Below are 15,689 nucleotides of genomic sequence, written 5' to 3' on the forward strand. Positions count from 1 at the left end.
TTACCTTTCTCGCATTTCCCTATACTTTTTTAAGACAATGTCTGGAGTTTCAATGCTCAAATCAAATGTAGTGTTAAATTCCTTGCTTTCAAAATCATCATCGACTTTTTTAATTCCTTTTAAGGAAATGAAACCGTTTTCAATTTTGAAACCAACATCATCAGCTGAAAGAGAAATCAAATTTATTTCTAATTCAGAAGCTTCGTCTAGAACCCCATTCGCCCTTACATCATATTTTAAATTTAATACCTTATGAGGCATGATTTCATTTACAGTCCTTTTGATGACTGAATCAAAGAGTTCTAGGAATTTAACAGCAGGAGGAAGATTATTAGCCCACCAATAAGTAAGAACAGAGTTTAAAACAATGTCATGTTCGGAAAAATCATCATATAATCTTGCACGAACATGAACACTTATGTCATCAACTACCTTAATTACTAATACTGGACTAACGGCCATCTTACCACAATTATTGGACTAAAGCTCTAATTAAGTCGCTTGCTCTAACAAGACCCACTAAATCTCCTTCAACACCAATAACAGAAATTTGTTCGATGTTTAAGGATTTCATTTTTTTAGCACAATCAGAAACTTTAGTTTTTGAGTTAGCTACTTCCACATTACCGATAGCGACGTCGCCAACGAGTTTATCAGTGAATTTTAAACTATTTTTTTCAATGTATAATACTGAAGTACTATCCCATGACCATTTATCTCCTTCAGTTCCTACAGTGGAGCTGTGTTCGCTTCTCTCAGAGATAATTTCAATTTCTGAAATAAAATCAGTTTCAGTTAAAATACCTGATAGTTTTGCATCATCATCTAATGCTAAAATAGATTTCAATCCAAATTGTTTCATGGATTCAAATGCAACATTTAATGGAGTTTTCTCCCAAGTTGTTGGAACAGTAGTAATCATGTAATTTTCAACAGCATCATTAACTTCAATTTTAGTTAAAGCTTTAGATACTAAATCAAAAGAAGTAATAATACCTACTAATTCACCATCATCATTAACAACAGGAACTCTTCTAACATCATTCTCCATCATTTTACGAGCAGCAACAACTACATCATCACCAGGATTTACGGTGATTAAATCTCTAGTCATTAACATTGCAATTTGTTCTTCATCAGGATTATTAATTAAATCAGAACGAGTTACTAGTCCTACTAAAATGTCAGTGTCTTCTTTGACAACTGGCAATACTGCTTTTTTCTCTTTTCTCATTAAGTCTAAAACTTTTTCTCTGTTACCCGGAACAGAAACACTTACTACATTTTTAGACATTGTTCTTTTAACTAACATAAAAACACCTTTTATTAATACTTACAAAATAAAATGTTAAATTTGATTAATGAACTATAAGTACTGCGCATTTGGCCGAATTCACAACCTTGTCTGCCACACTACCCATGATAAATCTATCGAAGCCTGATTTTCCAGAACTGCCCATGACTATTAAATCAATATCTTCATCCTTGGCGACCTGTAAGATAACTTTAGCAGGTGATCCTTCACGAATAACATGAGTAATTTTTAAATCATCCTCGACTAATTCATCAAATTCCTTAAGATTTTCTTCAGATCTTTCTTTTAGAACTTGATTCAATTGATATATTTCATCATCTAACGGAAGTCCATTGACAAAGTTGTTTTCTGTGACACTCACAGCAACAATTTCAGCCCCACTGTTTTTTGCCAAGAATAAAGCATGTTTTTGAGCTTTCTTCGCAAATTCAGATCCATCTGTTGGAACTAAAATTTTCTTATACATTATCAACATCCTCCACAAAAATCTACATTTTAAAAATAGGCTATACAATTATCCACAATACGATAAAGAATAATTTAAATAACCTTTTTGTTAATAAGATTTGCATACAATCAGTTATTACTATAAAGTAATAAATAAATTGCATTTTAAGATGATATTGTTTAAATAAATATCATATATCTATTTTTTTATTAATAGTATATAATATATTTTTCGTTTCTACCCTATTACATATATTTAAGTAAGGATTTTTAGAAAAAGATTTTACCACAAAAAATTCGGCGGAATTGTCTGTGTCGATAACTGATTTTTGAATAATGTCGTTTATATTAAACCCACAGATATTAGTGGTGGCCATTTTCAACAATTCTAAAGGATTAATATAACTTTTATAACAAACAGACATGATTTTTAATGTGAATTCCAACTCACGAAACATATTTGGCGAATTCAACATGACATTATCAGTTCCAAGTAATGGCTTTATGCCTAAATCAATGATTTTCTTTAATGGTGCGACTCCCACATTTAAAGTAGCATTGGCTCTTGGACATACAACCACGTTTGAATTTGATTTTCCAAGCAACTCCAAATCATTTGCTTTTGGATTTGTAATGTGAACCAATTGGCTGAAATTATTTTTAACACCCTTTCCAATTTCTGAAATTCTAAAGTTATTCAAGGATTCAATTTGATTAGCTTCAGATTCAGCCACATGGATTGAAGAGATTTTTCCAGCTTTTGCACATTGTGATGAAATCAATTGTGCCACTTCATCAGTTATTTCACCAAAACCGCTTGGAGCTATACCGTCAGCAATTTTTAAAATTTTGCGAATAGCAATTTTGACTTTGCCCAAGTCCGGATTATCACCATAAAAACTATTATCACGACCCAAAATTATCGGTTTAATTGGAATATCCTCGCTAGCTTTTTTAAGAAGCTCCACACCTTTAATTCCACCTTCTCTATAATCAATAAAATGAGTGGTTCCGGAATTAACCATTTCCCACATGGAGGATTTCATAGCTTCAATCATCTCATCATCACTTGCATCAGCTAAGGCGCGATGCTTAACACCATTTGGCGGTTTGACCATTTCGCTTAAACTTAATCCATATCCTTCATCCTTTATAATTGAATCGCCAATGTGAATATGGCCATTGATAAAAGATGGGCAAACAATAGCTCCATCTACATCGATGATTTTGCCTTCTTTTGATTCTTTTCCAATTTCAATAATTTTACCGTCATCAACGACAATATTTTCCTTAGTTGGAACAAGATTATTGCCTTTTAATATGATTCCGTTTGATATAGTGAACATTAAAGGAAAATCTAATCTTTTTTATTAATATATTTTTTCATTAAAAAAATTTATTAAATTGAAAACATAATATTATAACAGTAATGTTGAAGCAAATTAAAATCCAACATTATTAAATTAAAATACCTTTTTTAATCTCTTATTAACCGTTGAAGATATTTGCAAGACTTAGGGGATGATTCTTATTAACTCTGATGAATTAAGATATTTTTACAGGAATATTGTAAAAACTGGCAATGTATACAGAGTTAAATATAACAATAAGGATTATGGAGAGTTCAGTAAATTATCTGATGCGTTATACGAAAGAGATGCACTATTTTTCTGTAATTTTGACTACGATCTTCTTGTTGAATGTGACTTGGAAAACAAATATGAAAATATGGAATTGCCTCCATTTCCAGAAAAAAGGCCAAAAGGCAGAATAAAAGGCACTAAAGTCAACAAAAAGGAAAGGGAAGGGGAAATTCTTTTTGACCATAAACTACGTAAATTTTTCATTCAAAAAGGTGAAGAGATTATTGGACATTACGACACAATGACTGAGGCATTCTACTATAAAAAACTATTAATGAACAATCATTGGAATAAAAACGTCTTAAAAACCAACATCAAAGAGAAAATTGAAGTCAATATCATTATTGATCCGACTAAAACATATAAAGTCAAACTTAACTTTTGCCCTAAATGCAAAAGCAGACTTAAGATTGGCGAAACTGATTGTCCTAATTGCGGAATCAATATTAAAGAATATTTATATAATAATTAAAAAAAGGATAGAGAAAAATTATTCTCCATCAACATATTTATTTAAAGATTTTACATTGATTTCATTATTTTGAACAGCTTGAATACCATTTAAAACTGCTCTTGCTCCAGCTAATGTGGTAACATAAGGAATACCAAGTTCAATAGCTAAACGTCTAATGATATAACCATCTTTTGCAGATTGTTTACCTTCAGAAGTATTAATAATTAAATCAATTTCATTGTTTAGAATAGCATCTCTGATGTTAGGAGACCCTTGTGATACTTTTAAGATTTTTTCAACTGAATCTAAACCAGTAGCATCACCGGTTCCATCAGTAGCCACAATGTCAAATCCTAAATTAGCTGCTTTTTCTGCAATAGGCCTGATTTTTTTCTTATCGGATTCTTTAACACTGATGAATATCTTACCTTTTTTAGGCAATTCCATTCCTGCTGAAAGCTGGGACTTGTAAAATGCCATTCCATAACTTTCATCAATACCTATACTTTCACCAGTGGATTTCATTTCAGGACCAAGAACTGTATCTGATTCCGGAAGTTTTAAGAATGGGAATACTGATTCTTTTACTGCAACATGCTCGATTTTAATTTCTTTGGTTAATCCAAAGTCTTTTAGTTTAGCACCTTCCATAATCCAAGTTGCAACTTTAGCTAGTGGCACTCCAATAGCTTTACTTACAAACGGAACAGTTCTACTTGCACGAGGGTTAGCTTCAATGATGTAAACCATTTCCTCATCAAGTTTCACAGCATATTGGATATTCATTAAACCTTTTACATCCAATTCTAATGCCAATTTGGTAGAGTTTTCACGAATGGTGTCTAAGATATGTTCAGGAATAGTTTGAGGAGGTATTACACATGCGGAATCTCCAGAGTGAACACCTGCTTCTTCGATGTGTTCCATGATTCCTGCAATAAATACATCTTCTCCATCGCATAAAATATCTACATCAAGCTCGATAGCATCTTCCAGGAATTTGTCTACTAAAATTGGATGGTCTGGTGAAACTTTTACTGCCTCTTTCATATACTCTTCAAGCTCATTCATATCATAAACAATTTCCATTGCCCTTCCACCAATAACGTATGATGGACGTACAAGAACAGGGAATGTGATTCTATCTGCAATTTCTTTCGCTTCTTCAAAGGAATTAGCTGTTCCATATGGAGCTTGGTGAATGTGTAATTTTTCTAAAAGTTCAGCAAACAATTCTCTGTCTTCAACTCTGTCAATGCTTTCATAAGGAGTTCCTAGGATTTTGACACCTGCATTCGCCAATGGAACTGCCAAGTTAATTGAAGTTTGTCCACCGAACTGCACAATTACTCCATCAGGTTTTTCTTGGTCAATTACCCCCATTACGTCTTCAAAAGTAATTGGTTCGAAGAATAACTTATCAGAAATGTCATAATCGGTACTTACGGTTTCTGGGTTGTTGTTGATTAATATTGTTTCAATTCCGTCTTCTTTTAATGCAAGAGAGGAATGTACACAACAGTAATCAAACTCGATACCTTGACCTATTCTAATAGGTCCCGCACCAAGAATTACAACTTTTCTTTTAGTGGTTGATACCAATTCATTTCCAACATCATAACTGCTGTAGTAATATGGAGTTTTAGCTTCAAACTCTGCAGCACAGGTATCTACCATTTTATAGGATTGTTTGATATTGTATCTTGAAAGCAAGTTTCTTATATACTCTTCAGTTTGGCCGGACAAATCTGCTAATCTTTTATTAGAGAAACCAAGCTGTTTTGCTTTTCTGAGATATGCTTCATCATTTAATTTGTCGGCGGTAACTTCATTTTCAAAGTTAACGATGTTTCTGATTTTGTATAAGAAGAAATTATCAATTTTAGTGATTTTTCCTATTTCATCAATATCCATTCCATCCTTAATGGCTGAATAGATTTGGAAATAGATTATATCTGTAGGTTTTGCCAAGTCTTCTTTAGTCCATTCGACATATTCAAACCCGTCAAAGCCCATGTCAAGTGATCTTAATGCTTTTTGGAATGCTTCTTCAAAGGTTCTTCCAATAGCCATTACTTCACCAGTCGCTTTCATCTGGACTCCGACTTCACGGCTGACTCCTTTAAATTTGTCAAATGGCCATCTAGGGATTTTGATTACAACATAATCAATAGCAGGTTCAAAGGAAGCAGGGGTTTCTTTTGTAATATCATTTTTAATTTCATCCAAAGTTAAACCTAATGCGACCTTTGAGGAAATCTTAGCAATAGGATAACCTGTTGCTTTTGATGCAAGAGCACTACTTCTTGATACACGAGGGTTTACTTCAATGACTTTATATTCATCAGTCTCAGGGTTGAGTGCAAATTGAATATTACATCCACCTCTAATTCCTAATGCCCTTATAATTTTAATTGATGCGTCACGCATCTTCTGAATGGTTTCATCACATAAACATTGAATAGGTGCAACTACAACACTGTCTCCGGTGTGGATACCCATTGGATCTATGTTTTCCATGGTACATACAATAATACAAGTGTCTTCCTTATCTCTCATTACCTCAAATTCTATTTCCTTCCATCCTAAAACTGATTCGTCAATAAGAACCTGATTGATGAAACTCATGTCTAATCCATGATTTGCAATTTCGATTAATTCCTCTTCATTATGGGCTATTCCCCCACCAGTTCCACCTAATGTGAATGCCGGCCTTACAATAACCGGATAGCCAATGTCTTCAACAGCTTTAAGCGCATCTTCTACACTTTCAACAGCTTGACATTTAGGAATTTCTTCACCAATCTCTTCCATAAGATTAGCAAACAAATCACGGTCTTCTACATCTTTAATTGTCTGAACATCAGAACCAATGACCTTAATTCCTTCCAATAATCCTAAGTCTCCAAGACCTGTTGCAATATTTAATCCGGTTTGTCCACCCATGGTTGGTAAAATAGCATCAACTTTTTCTTCTTTTATGATTTTAGCAACAACTTCTGGAGTTAATGGTTCAGTGTAAACAGTGTCTGCCATTCCTAAATCTGTTTGAATTGTAGCTGGATTACTGTTAACAAGCACTGTTTCAATACCTTCCTCTCTCAGTGATTTACATGCTTGGGAACCGGAATAATCGAACTCTGCAGCCTGTCCGATTTGAATAGGTCCGGAACCAATAATTAAAACTTTTTTAATATCTTTATCAACTGGCATATTAAATCCCCTTAATAATCTTCCATCATTTGGTTAAATTCATCAAAAATGCTTCTTGTATCATTTGGACCAGGACCTGCTTCAGGGTGGTACTGTATACAATGCAATGGTAATTCTTTATGTGAAATACCTTCTGGAGTTCCATCATTTAAGTTGATTTGGGTTAAAACCAAATCAGTTTCATTTAATGATTCCTTATCAATGGTAAAACCATGGTTTTGTGAAGTAATAAATACTTTGCCGGTTTCTAAGTCCTTAACCGGTTGATTTTCACCACGGTGGCCGAATTTCATTTTATATGACTTTGCTCCAAAAGATTTAGCTATTAACTGCTGACCCATACAAATACCGAAAATCGGTAATCTGTTGGATAATTTTTTCATAGTTTCAATGGTCTCAGTTACCCTATCCGGATTTCCAGGCCCGGATGTAATCATTAAACCATTAGGAGAATAGTCCAAAATGGTTTTATAATCAGTATCATAAGGGAATAAAATTACACCAATGTCCCTTTCTAAAAATGAATTAATAATATTCCTTTTAACACCACAATCGATTAAAGCAACTTTCTTATCGGCATCTTCATTAAACATCTTAATTTCTTTAGTGGATACTAATGGAACAACATCTCTCTCTTCAATGCTTGGTTGTTCGCGTGCCATCTCAATCAATTTTTCATCATCAATATCCTCAGTAGTAATCGCTGCTTTAAGTGAACCTCTTTCACGGATTTTAAGTGTTAAATCACGAGTGTCAATTCCACAAATTCCCGGAGTTTCAAATTCTTTTAAAAACTCATCTAAAGTTTTTTGAGGTCCGAAGTTAGACACTTCACGACAAACTTCACGACAAACAAAACCTTCAACCTGAACCTTATCAGATTGGTACCACTCCTCACTTACCCCATGATTTCCTTCTAAAGGATAAGTGGACATTAAAATTTCTCCTCTAAAAGACAGATCAGTTAAAGATTCAGTGTAGCCCCCCATACCTGTGGAAAAAACAAGTTCTCCCAATTTGGTGGTTTCATAACCGAAAGCTTCACCTTTTAAAATAGTTCCATCTTCCAAAGCTAATTTAGCTATTTTCACCATTAAATCACCATCATAAAATATAAAAATTTACTATCTTTATTATATTTTATTTTAATATTTTATTAATGTTTGTTTTTTAGTCAATTTCAGTGCATTTTTTAGAAAAATGATACACAATTCAAATAGAAATTTTTTAAAATCTTGAAAAAAATTTAATTAAAATCATGATTAAAAATATATTCAGATATAAATTTCAAGAGAAGAAATATGGATAAAAATTCTTTAAAACTAATCAAACAGCAATTCAAAAACCCTAGGGATTTCGCAAAGTTCAAAAAGCTAGTCAGTGAAACAAAAGCCTATGAAGTTCCAAAATCTCTAAAGGGAGAATTAAGACCCTACCAGAAAATAGGTTATTCCTGGCTTGTTCAAAATATAAAATACAATTTTGGGTGCATATTGGCCGATGATATGGGTCTTGGTAAAACAGTCCAGGTTTTAAGCACAATTCTTCATTTTAAAGAGCAAAATCCCCTAGATAATGAACCCTCACTAATAATTGTGCCACCTACATTAATTTCCAATTGGGAAAATGAAATTAAAAAATTCACTCCAGAATTAACCTATTACATATATCATGGATCCAATAGAACATTTCCATTTGAAGACTACGACATCATATTAACATCTTACGGAGTAATTCGGCTTGATTTAGACATGTTTATGGATAAAGAATGGTTTATATGTGTTATTGATGAGGCACAAAACATTAAAAATCCTAATACTCAGCAAACAAAAGCTATTAAAAGTGTTCCTGCATTGAATAAAATTGCATTAACCGGTACTCCGATTGAAAACAAGTTAACGGACTACTGGTCAATATTTGATTTTGTAAATAAAGGATATCTATCAAGCCTTGATAGCTTTAAAGCAAATTACGTCATGAGAATTGAAAGACTTGAAGAGACAAAGACATTGGAAAAATTTAAAACAATAACAAAACCATTTGTCCTAAGGCGTCTTAAGACTGATGACAACATTAAGGACGAGCTTCCGGACAAAATCGTTAATGACATTTACTGCAGCCTAACCAAAAAGCAGATATTACTATACAATGCAATAATGGAGGGAATTTTTGAGGATTTGGAAGGAAAAACCGGCATTGAACGTAGAGGAATCATTTTAAATATAATAACCGGTTTAAAACAAGCTTGCAATCACCCTGCACAATATCTGCGCTCAGACAACCCTAAAATTTCAGAATCCGGAAAAATGGAACTGTTGATTACAATTCTGGAAAATATTCTGGATGTCGATGAAAAAGTCATAATATTCACCCAATATGCCCAAATGGGCGAAATCATACAAAAGTTAGTTTCCAAAAAGTTAAAAACTGACGTGCTATTTTTACATGGTTCACTGACACAGCAAAAACGGGATGAAGTGATTACAACCTTCCAAGAGGATGAAGACCATAAAATTCTAGTTGCAACCCTTAAAACCGGAGGGGTTGGATTAAACCTGACAGCCGCTCAAAATGTAATCCATTATGATTTGTGGTGGAATCCTGCCATTGAAAACCAGGCCACAGACCGCGTACACAGAATTGGACAAAAAAGTGATGTGATGGTATATAGGTTTATCACAAAAGGAACTCTTGAAGAAGTAATTGATGAAATGAGCAAAAATAAATTAGATTTGGCTGAAAAAGCCATTAGTAGTGATGAAACATTCATTACAGAAATGAGCAATGAAGAATTGAAAGAAAAATTATCATTGAGATTATGATAATTATTCAATTTTCAAACTAAAGTTTAAACTTCTAGAAGAATGTGTTAATGCACCAATAGAGATGATATCAACACCATATTCAACATAATCCAGTATATTGTCTTCAGTAATTCCTCCAGAAACTTCAATTAAAGAGTTCTGACGAATATCAAGTTTTTTAAGCTCATCAATGACCTCTTTAACTTCCTCACCGGACATATTGTCAAGCATTACAATATCCGCTTTATTCTTTACGCATTCAATAGCATCATCTAATGTTTCTACTTCAATTTCGATTTTTTTAGAAAAGCTAGTGTTCTCTTTTGCCTTTAATAATGCTTCTAGTGGAGTTCCACATACGGCAATATGATTATCCTTAATTAAAACCATATCATCTAAACTGAAACGGTGAGTATCAACACCCCCCACTTTTAAAGCATATTTGTCAAATTTAGCAATAGCGGGGGAAGTTTTGCGTGTCCCGGCAATTTTGACATCATAATCCTTAACTAAACTGGCATAATAATCTGCAGCACTAGCCACACCACTCATTCGCATAGATAAATTGAGTACTGTCCTTTCAAGTAGCAGAATTGTCCTTGCATCCCCTTTCATTGACATTATCAAATCATTCTTATTAATTTTAGTCCCATCCATTAACCAGAATGTAACTTTAACACCATACTCTTCAAATACTTCACGAATAATGTCGCTGCCTGCTAGAATACCTTCATCTTTTGAAATAATATATGCCTTTACTTCACTGCCCTTTTCAATAACAGCATTGGAAGTGATGTCTCCAAATCCTTCATCTTCTGCCAGCATATATTCAATAATTTTATCCAAAAAATCACCTAAAATTTAATAATTATTATTAATATATACAGTTATTATAATATAAAAATAAGTGATTAAATTGGAAATAACATTTTTAGGAACATCTTCAGCGGTCCATTCAAAAGACAGGAATCATCCTTCAATTGCACTTAAAGCATTTGGAGAAGTTTTTTTATTTGATTGTGGGGAAGGCACTCAAAGGCAATTAATATATACAAATGTAAGTCCTATGAAAATTGACAAAATATTCATTTCACATTACCATGGAGATCATATTTTAGGCCTTCCGGGATTGCTACAATCATTAAGCCTGCTTGGACGGGAAGAAAAATTAACAATATATGGTCCAAGAGGACTGGATAGGCTTGAAAGTGCCATTTATAGCTTAGGATACTGTGCAATTGAGTTTCCAATTGATTTTGTTGAAATTGATAGTGGAACAGTGATTGAAACTGAAGAATACATAGTCAAAGCTCAACTCGTCAAACATAATGTTCCTAATTTGGCTTACTCCATTGAAGAGAAGAAAAAACCAAGATTCCTACGTGAAAAAGCAATTGAACTTGGAGTTCCGGTAGGACCTAAATTTGGAAAATTGCACAACGGCGAAGAGGTTGAAGTGGATGGGAAGATAATTAAACCTGAACAGGTACTTGGAGAGCCGAGGAAAGGCATTAAAATTACATATTCCGGCGATTCAAAACCTTGTGAAGAAATGATTATGCTTGCAAAGGACAGCACCCTTCTTATTCACGAATCAACATTTACAAAAGAAGATTATAATAATGCAGAAGAACATTTTCACTCAACATCACAAGATGCAGCCATGATTGCTAAGGAATCCAATTCCAAACAACTGATTCTAACCCACATCAGCACTCGATATGGCGAAGAATATGCTAAAATAATGTTAAAGGAAGCTAAAGAAGTATTTGAAAATACTGAACTGGCTGAAGATTTGATGGAAATAAAATTGCGGTGATACGATGAACATTCCAACAATTGCTGACCCTGCAAAGATTTTACTTTATACTTTAGTGATAATAATAATCGCATCCATTATAACAAGACTTGTAGCCTACTCAATGAATAAAATGCAAAGATTCAAAAAAGACATGACTGCGATTTATCTTATTCGAGATATAATCAATTATATAATTTATTTTATTGCATTTATGATAATTCTACAATTCTTTGGAATAAATCTTGCCGGAACACTATTAAGCTTAGGAATTGTAGGTATTGCAGTGAGTTTTGCTGCCAAAGACATCATATCCAACCTCTTTTCAGGAATTATCCTGATAATGGGTAAAAGTATTAAAGTGGGAGATACAATTGAAATAGATGGTAAAAAGGGTTTTGTCGAGAGAATATCCCTTAGATCAACCATTGTTATTGATGATTTAGGCGTAAGGAATGTAATTCCCAATTCTGTCCTAACAAATAACATTTATTTACAATTTAAACCTCCTGAAAAGTATAGGGTGGACATAACAGCAGGATTGCCTTTAAATGTTGACATTAATGAATTTGAAAGATATATTATTGAAAAAATGGAAAGTTACGGTGATATTGCGGAAAATCCAAATCCCAAAATTTTTGCAAAAGAAATAATATTCAATGAAAGCCGTGTTAAGGTATCCTTTTGGGTAAAAGATTATAACGATAAAGATAGATATAAAATAATAGTCAGTAATGATATAAGAAATTTTATAGAAATGGGTGAGGAAAAATGAACAAAGCTCTTCAAGATGAAATTTTGAAATTGAAAGAAGAAAAAAATGCGATAATTCTTGCACACAACTACCAACCAAAAGAGGTACAGGAAATTGCTGATTTTCTTGGAGATTCGCTAGAATTATGTATAAAAGCTTCAGAGATTGATGATAAAGATTTAGTAATCTTTTGTGGTGTAGACTTTATGGCCGAAACTGCATTCATTCTAAATCCAGATAAAAAAATCGTCATTCCAACATTAGAAGCCGAATGCCCAATGGCACATATGCTGCCTGAAGAGGTTCTCATAGAAGCTAAAAAAGAGCACCCTGATGCAGGAGTAATTCTTTATGTAAACAGTATTGCTGAAGCAAAACAGCATGCAGACACTTTATGTACTTCAGCAAATGCGGTTAAAGTTGCAGAAAGCTTGCCTCATGATAAAATCTTGTTTGGACCTGATAAAAACTTGGGAAATCACGTGGCAGAAAAAATCGATAAAGAAATTATACCGGTTCCAAAAGACGGCCATTGTTACGTTCACAGGCTATTCCATGTGGAAGATGTTGAACTTAAAAGAGAACAATATCCGAATGCAGAGATAATCTGCCACCCAGAATGTGATATGAAAGTTCAAAATGCATGTGATGTTGTAATGTCAACTGGAGGAATGCTAAGACATATCGCTGAAAGTGATAAAGAGGAATTCGTGATTGGAACAGAAATTGACATGATTACAAGAATCAACTCTGAAGTTCCGGGCAAAAAGTTATATCCATTACTGGAAGGGGCAATTTGTAAAACAATGAAATTGCACACTTTAGAAAAAATAAGAGACTCACTTGTTAATGAAGCTCCGGAAGTTGTTCTGCCAAAAGAAGTTGCGGACAAATCTAGAAAAGCCGTTCAACACATGCTTGATGTATCAAAATAGCTAGTTTAACTAGCTACCCATTTTATTTTTTTAAATCATCTAAAAATGAAACTATTTCTGAAAGAATCTCAGTATAATTATTTTCATCATAAAAGCTTTCTTTTTCTTTAAATACTGCGACAGTTGAATTTTTAATAACATCCTTTAGATTGAGAATATCTTTTTCTGCATTGATAAATAAATAATCTTCCAAACCTAAAATTAATGCTTTTGCTTTAATATCGGATAATTTATCAAGAACATCATATTCTAAAATACAATCATTACGTGATTTAAAGTCATGAATATCCATGAACAATCCTTCATCAACATAATCCTCCATTAAAACATCAATTTCATCATTGGATAATTCTTCAAGAATGCCTCTTGAAAAATAACCTGCGAATAATAATCTTGTAATGGCTACGACCAGTTTAGATAAAGAAACGCTATATTCATCAGTGTAAAAATCATCTGATGAATCAATTATTGCTTCTGCACATTTAACCAAAACATAATGATATCCATATGCCTTAAATGAAGAATTTAGAATGACTATAAACTCCATTTCCTCAGGATATTCGCAAGCCCAAGTATAGACTTCAAATCCTCCTGTACCCTCACCGATAATTCCGAAGATTTCTTTGATATTGAATTTTTCAGCTAAAAATTGCCTTTTAAAATTAACTCTATCCCTAAAAGAATATGATGGAAAATTATATCTTAAACCGGTAGAAGACGGAGAACAAGAATCCGGTGTTCCAAGTGAAGTAATTCTAATGAATAAATAATCGTTTTTATTAAAGTTGAATTTTTTAATAAATTCATGATATTTGTCTAAAACGGAATGCCCTCCTTTGAGAGTTGGACAAAAAACAATAGCATTGACAATATTGCCATTATCATCATATTTAGGAATCCCACTAGTTCCATACTCGACATTAACATTCTCTAAAACCCTTCCAGATTCAAATTCAAAAGAGTCCATAACATAATTGCTAGATTCAACATGGGGATTCATAATAACACCAACATTTTATAATTTTTCTATTACCCTATATAAACCTTAATGAGTGTAATATAATCATTACATATCTTCTAAAAAGCTGGACAGAAACACATTCATTTCTAGTTCTTCACGAGCTATGAAATCATCTATCCTAATTTTTGCAACATCACTTTGGAAAGGATATAAATCTGGAGAAAAATGCATAGTTAACCTTAAATGGTTATCTTCTAATGATGTTTCCTCATCCAAGTTGTCATGAAGATAATTCAATTGTTCCGGCAACAGGCCTAATACTTCATAAGTTACAAAGTTTTTCTCCCCACTTTGCCCATAATCAACAATATTAACAATCATCAAATTCCTCCATGAACTCATTTAATTCATTTTTAATGCTTTCCAAATCATTGAAACATAGGTGACCCAATTCAGAATCCATTATAATCAATTCAGAATCTTTAATCATTTTAGACATTGGAATTGCATCCAATTCAGGTGGGAAATGAGGATCTTGTTTACATGCAATGATTAACACTTTAGATTTGATTTTATCCAAATCATCCTCAACATCATAATTCATGCAAGCTGCATTGCAGTACTTTAAATCATAAATATCCGTTTCTATGCTTTCATTTCCAAAGTTTTCAAATTCAGAAGCCAGTTCAATATTGGACATATCTCTCAAGGCTTCCTTTGAAAGACCGAAATTAAATTCCGCCAAACAGGCGATTCTTAAAGTTCTGATTAAAGAATAAGTTAGTTCGCCCTTGGCATAATCGGGATCAGAGGTTATTATCTCATCGACAAACTTTGATAAAATAAAATCATGGCCTGCAACCTTAAAAGTGCTTACTCCACAAATGATGAAATCACAAAAATCTGGATATTCAATAGCCAGTGTTAATCCGACAAAGCCTCCCATGGAATTGCCTATTAATCCTAAAACATGCTCAATTCCAAATTTTTCCTTTAAAAATTGTTTTTGAAAATTGACTACATCAACAAGAGAATATTTGGGGAATCTATTTTTTAAGTCGGTTGCTGATGGGGAACATGAGCCTGGTGAGCCCAATGAAGATATGGAAATGAAAAAATATTTTTCTTTATCAAAAGGATCACTTTTACAGGACAACGGGAAAATCTTTTTCATGGATGAATAATTGCCTAAGGAACCGTGAGCATACAGAATAGCATTATTTAAAACTCCCTTATCATCATATTTTGGAGTTCCAAAAGTCATATACTCAACTTTAACATCATTTAAAACTTCACCGTTTTCAAATTCAAAAGAATCCATTGTAAAATACTTTTTTTGACTTTCCAAATATTCGTCATCGTAAA

At 33.0% G+C, this 15,689-nt stretch carries 15 protein-coding genes; 5 read left to right on the top strand and 10 right to left on the bottom strand.

Annotated features, from left to right (window positions below; translation table 11 throughout):
- The 4 genes from ACKI3D_RS05240 to ACKI3D_RS05255 form a co-directional block, all read right to left on the bottom strand.
- Positions 1-462, bottom strand: coding sequence for a hypothetical protein (locus ACKI3D_RS05240; RefSeq protein WP_407392689.1), 462 nt, complete (start codon positions 460-462; stop codon positions 1-3).
- Positions 463-472: 10 nt separating this feature from the next.
- Positions 473-1,312, bottom strand: a complete 840-nt coding sequence (locus ACKI3D_RS05245) for a CBS domain-containing protein (RefSeq protein WP_407392690.1) — start codon at positions 1,310-1,312, stop codon at positions 473-475.
- Between the two features lie 46 nt (positions 1,313-1,358).
- Positions 1,359-1,781, bottom strand: coding sequence for a universal stress protein (locus ACKI3D_RS05250; RefSeq protein ID WP_407392691.1), 423 nt, complete (start codon positions 1,779-1,781; stop codon positions 1,359-1,361).
- A 172-nt stretch (positions 1,782-1,953) separates the two neighbouring features.
- Positions 1,954-3,108: an amidohydrolase family protein gene (locus ACKI3D_RS05255; protein ID WP_407392692.1), complete on the bottom strand. Its 1,155-nt coding sequence runs from the start codon at positions 3,106-3,108 to the stop codon at positions 1,954-1,956.
- Between the two features lie 175 nt (positions 3,109-3,283).
- Between ACKI3D_RS05255 and ACKI3D_RS05260 the strand changes: the two genes are divergently transcribed.
- Positions 3,284-3,877 carry a zinc ribbon domain-containing protein gene (locus ACKI3D_RS05260; RefSeq protein ID WP_407392693.1) on the top strand — a complete coding sequence of 198 codons (594 nt, stop codon included), beginning with the start codon at positions 3,284-3,286 and terminating at the stop codon, positions 3,875-3,877.
- Positions 3,878-3,895: 18 nt separating this feature from the next.
- Here ACKI3D_RS05260 and carB read toward each other — a convergent pair whose 3' ends face one another.
- Positions 3,896-7,072, bottom strand: a complete 3,177-nt coding sequence (carB, locus tag ACKI3D_RS05265) for a carbamoyl-phosphate synthase large subunit (protein ID WP_407392694.1) — start codon at positions 7,070-7,072, stop codon at positions 3,896-3,898.
- 11 nt (positions 7,073-7,083) lie between these two features.
- Positions 7,084-8,166 (bottom strand): glutamine-hydrolyzing carbamoyl-phosphate synthase small subunit, encoded by a 1,083-nt coding sequence (gene carA, locus ACKI3D_RS05270; protein WP_407392695.1) that lies wholly within the window; start codon positions 8,164-8,166, stop codon positions 7,084-7,086.
- Positions 8,167-8,373: 207 nt separating this feature from the next.
- On the opposite strand from carA, the gene ACKI3D_RS05275 reads away from it, so the two are divergent.
- Positions 8,374-9,894, top strand: coding sequence for a DEAD/DEAH box helicase (locus ACKI3D_RS05275; protein WP_407392696.1), 1,521 nt, complete (start codon positions 8,374-8,376; stop codon positions 9,892-9,894).
- Positions 9,895-9,897: 3 nt separating this feature from the next.
- On the opposite strand, the gene nadC is transcribed toward ACKI3D_RS05275, so the two are convergent.
- Positions 9,898-10,722, bottom strand: coding sequence for a carboxylating nicotinate-nucleotide diphosphorylase (nadC, locus tag ACKI3D_RS05280; protein WP_407392697.1), 825 nt, complete (start codon positions 10,720-10,722; stop codon positions 9,898-9,900).
- A 70-nt stretch (positions 10,723-10,792) separates the two neighbouring features.
- Between nadC and rnz the strand changes: the two genes are divergently transcribed.
- From rnz to nadA, 3 genes are read left to right on the top strand one after another with little or no spacing between them, the layout of a single operon-like run.
- A complete protein-coding gene (gene rnz / locus ACKI3D_RS05285; protein WP_407392698.1) occupies positions 10,793-11,695 on the top strand; it encodes a ribonuclease Z in 903 nt (300 codons plus the stop codon).
- A gap of 4 nt (positions 11,696-11,699) precedes the next feature.
- The gene (locus ACKI3D_RS05290) at positions 11,700-12,449 is read left to right on the top strand and encodes a mechanosensitive ion channel family protein (RefSeq protein ID WP_407392699.1); all 750 of its coding nucleotides are present in this window, start codon (positions 11,700-11,702) and stop codon (positions 12,447-12,449) included.
- A complete protein-coding gene (gene nadA, locus ACKI3D_RS05295; RefSeq protein WP_407392700.1) occupies positions 12,446-13,363 on the top strand; it encodes a quinolinate synthase NadA in 918 nt (305 codons plus the stop codon). The genes ACKI3D_RS05290 and nadA overlap by 4 nt, the downstream gene beginning before the upstream one ends.
- A gap of 22 nt (positions 13,364-13,385) precedes the next feature.
- Here nadA and ACKI3D_RS05300 read toward each other — a convergent pair whose 3' ends face one another.
- The 3 genes from ACKI3D_RS05300 to ACKI3D_RS05310 form a co-directional block, all read right to left on the bottom strand.
- Positions 13,386-14,363: a hypothetical protein gene (locus tag ACKI3D_RS05300; RefSeq protein ID WP_407392701.1), complete on the bottom strand. Its 978-nt coding sequence runs from the start codon at positions 14,361-14,363 to the stop codon at positions 13,386-13,388.
- A 66-nt stretch (positions 14,364-14,429) separates the two neighbouring features.
- On the bottom strand, positions 14,430-14,705 hold the full coding sequence (locus ACKI3D_RS05305) for a DUF5750 family protein (RefSeq protein ID WP_407392702.1): 276 nt from the start codon (positions 14,703-14,705) through the stop codon (positions 14,430-14,432).
- Entirely contained in the window at positions 14,695-15,645 is a 951-nt protein-coding gene (locus ACKI3D_RS05310) for an alpha/beta fold hydrolase (protein ID WP_407392703.1), read from the bottom strand. Before ACKI3D_RS05310 ends, ACKI3D_RS05305 begins: the two co-directional genes overlap by 11 nt.
- Between the last annotated feature and the right edge of the window lie 44 nt (positions 15,646-15,689).

It is taken from the genome of Methanobrevibacter sp. (assembly GCF_045586545.1).
Lineage (GTDB): Archaea > Methanobacteriota > Methanobacteria > Methanobacteriales > Methanobacteriaceae > Methanocatella.

Bases quoted from the DNA above. Each gene is read 5' to 3' on its own strand.
- carB (WP_407392694.1), bottom strand. From the start codon at position 7,072: ATGCCAGTTGATAAAGATATTAAAAAAGTTTTAATTATTGGTTCCGGA.
- ACKI3D_RS05310 (WP_407392703.1), bottom strand. From the start codon at position 15,645: ATGGATTCTTTTGAATTTGAAAACGGTGAAGTTTTAAATGATGTTAAA.
- nadA (WP_407392700.1), top strand. From the start codon at position 12,446: ATGAACAAAGCTCTTCAAGATGAAATTTTGAAATTGAAAGAAGAAAAA.
- ACKI3D_RS05250 (WP_407392691.1), bottom strand. From the start codon at position 1,781: ATGTATAAGAAAATTTTAGTTCCAACAGATGGATCTGAATTTGCGAAG.
- ACKI3D_RS05305 (WP_407392702.1), bottom strand. From the start codon at position 14,705: ATGATTGTTAATATTGTTGATTATGGGCAAAGTGGGGAGAAAAACTTT.
- ACKI3D_RS05245 (WP_407392690.1), bottom strand. From the start codon at position 1,312: ATGTTAGTTAAAAGAACAATGTCTAAAAATGTAGTAAGTGTTTCTGTT.
- ACKI3D_RS05290 (WP_407392699.1), top strand. From the start codon at position 11,700: ATGAACATTCCAACAATTGCTGACCCTGCAAAGATTTTACTTTATACT.
- ACKI3D_RS05260 (WP_407392693.1), top strand. From the start codon at position 3,284: ATGATTCTTATTAACTCTGATGAATTAAGATATTTTTACAGGAATATT.
- ACKI3D_RS05255 (WP_407392692.1), bottom strand. From the start codon at position 3,108: ATGTTCACTATATCAAACGGAATCATATTAAAAGGCAATAATCTTGTT.
- ACKI3D_RS05300 (WP_407392701.1), bottom strand. From the start codon at position 14,363: ATGAATCCCCATGTTGAATCTAGCAATTATGTTATGGACTCTTTTGAA.
- ACKI3D_RS05240 (WP_407392689.1), bottom strand. From the start codon at position 462: ATGGCCGTTAGTCCAGTATTAGTAATTAAGGTAGTTGATGACATAAGT.
- carA (WP_407392695.1), bottom strand. From the start codon at position 8,166: ATGGTGAAAATAGCTAAATTAGCTTTGGAAGATGGAACTATTTTAAAA.
- ACKI3D_RS05275 (WP_407392696.1), top strand. From the start codon at position 8,374: ATGGATAAAAATTCTTTAAAACTAATCAAACAGCAATTCAAAAACCCT.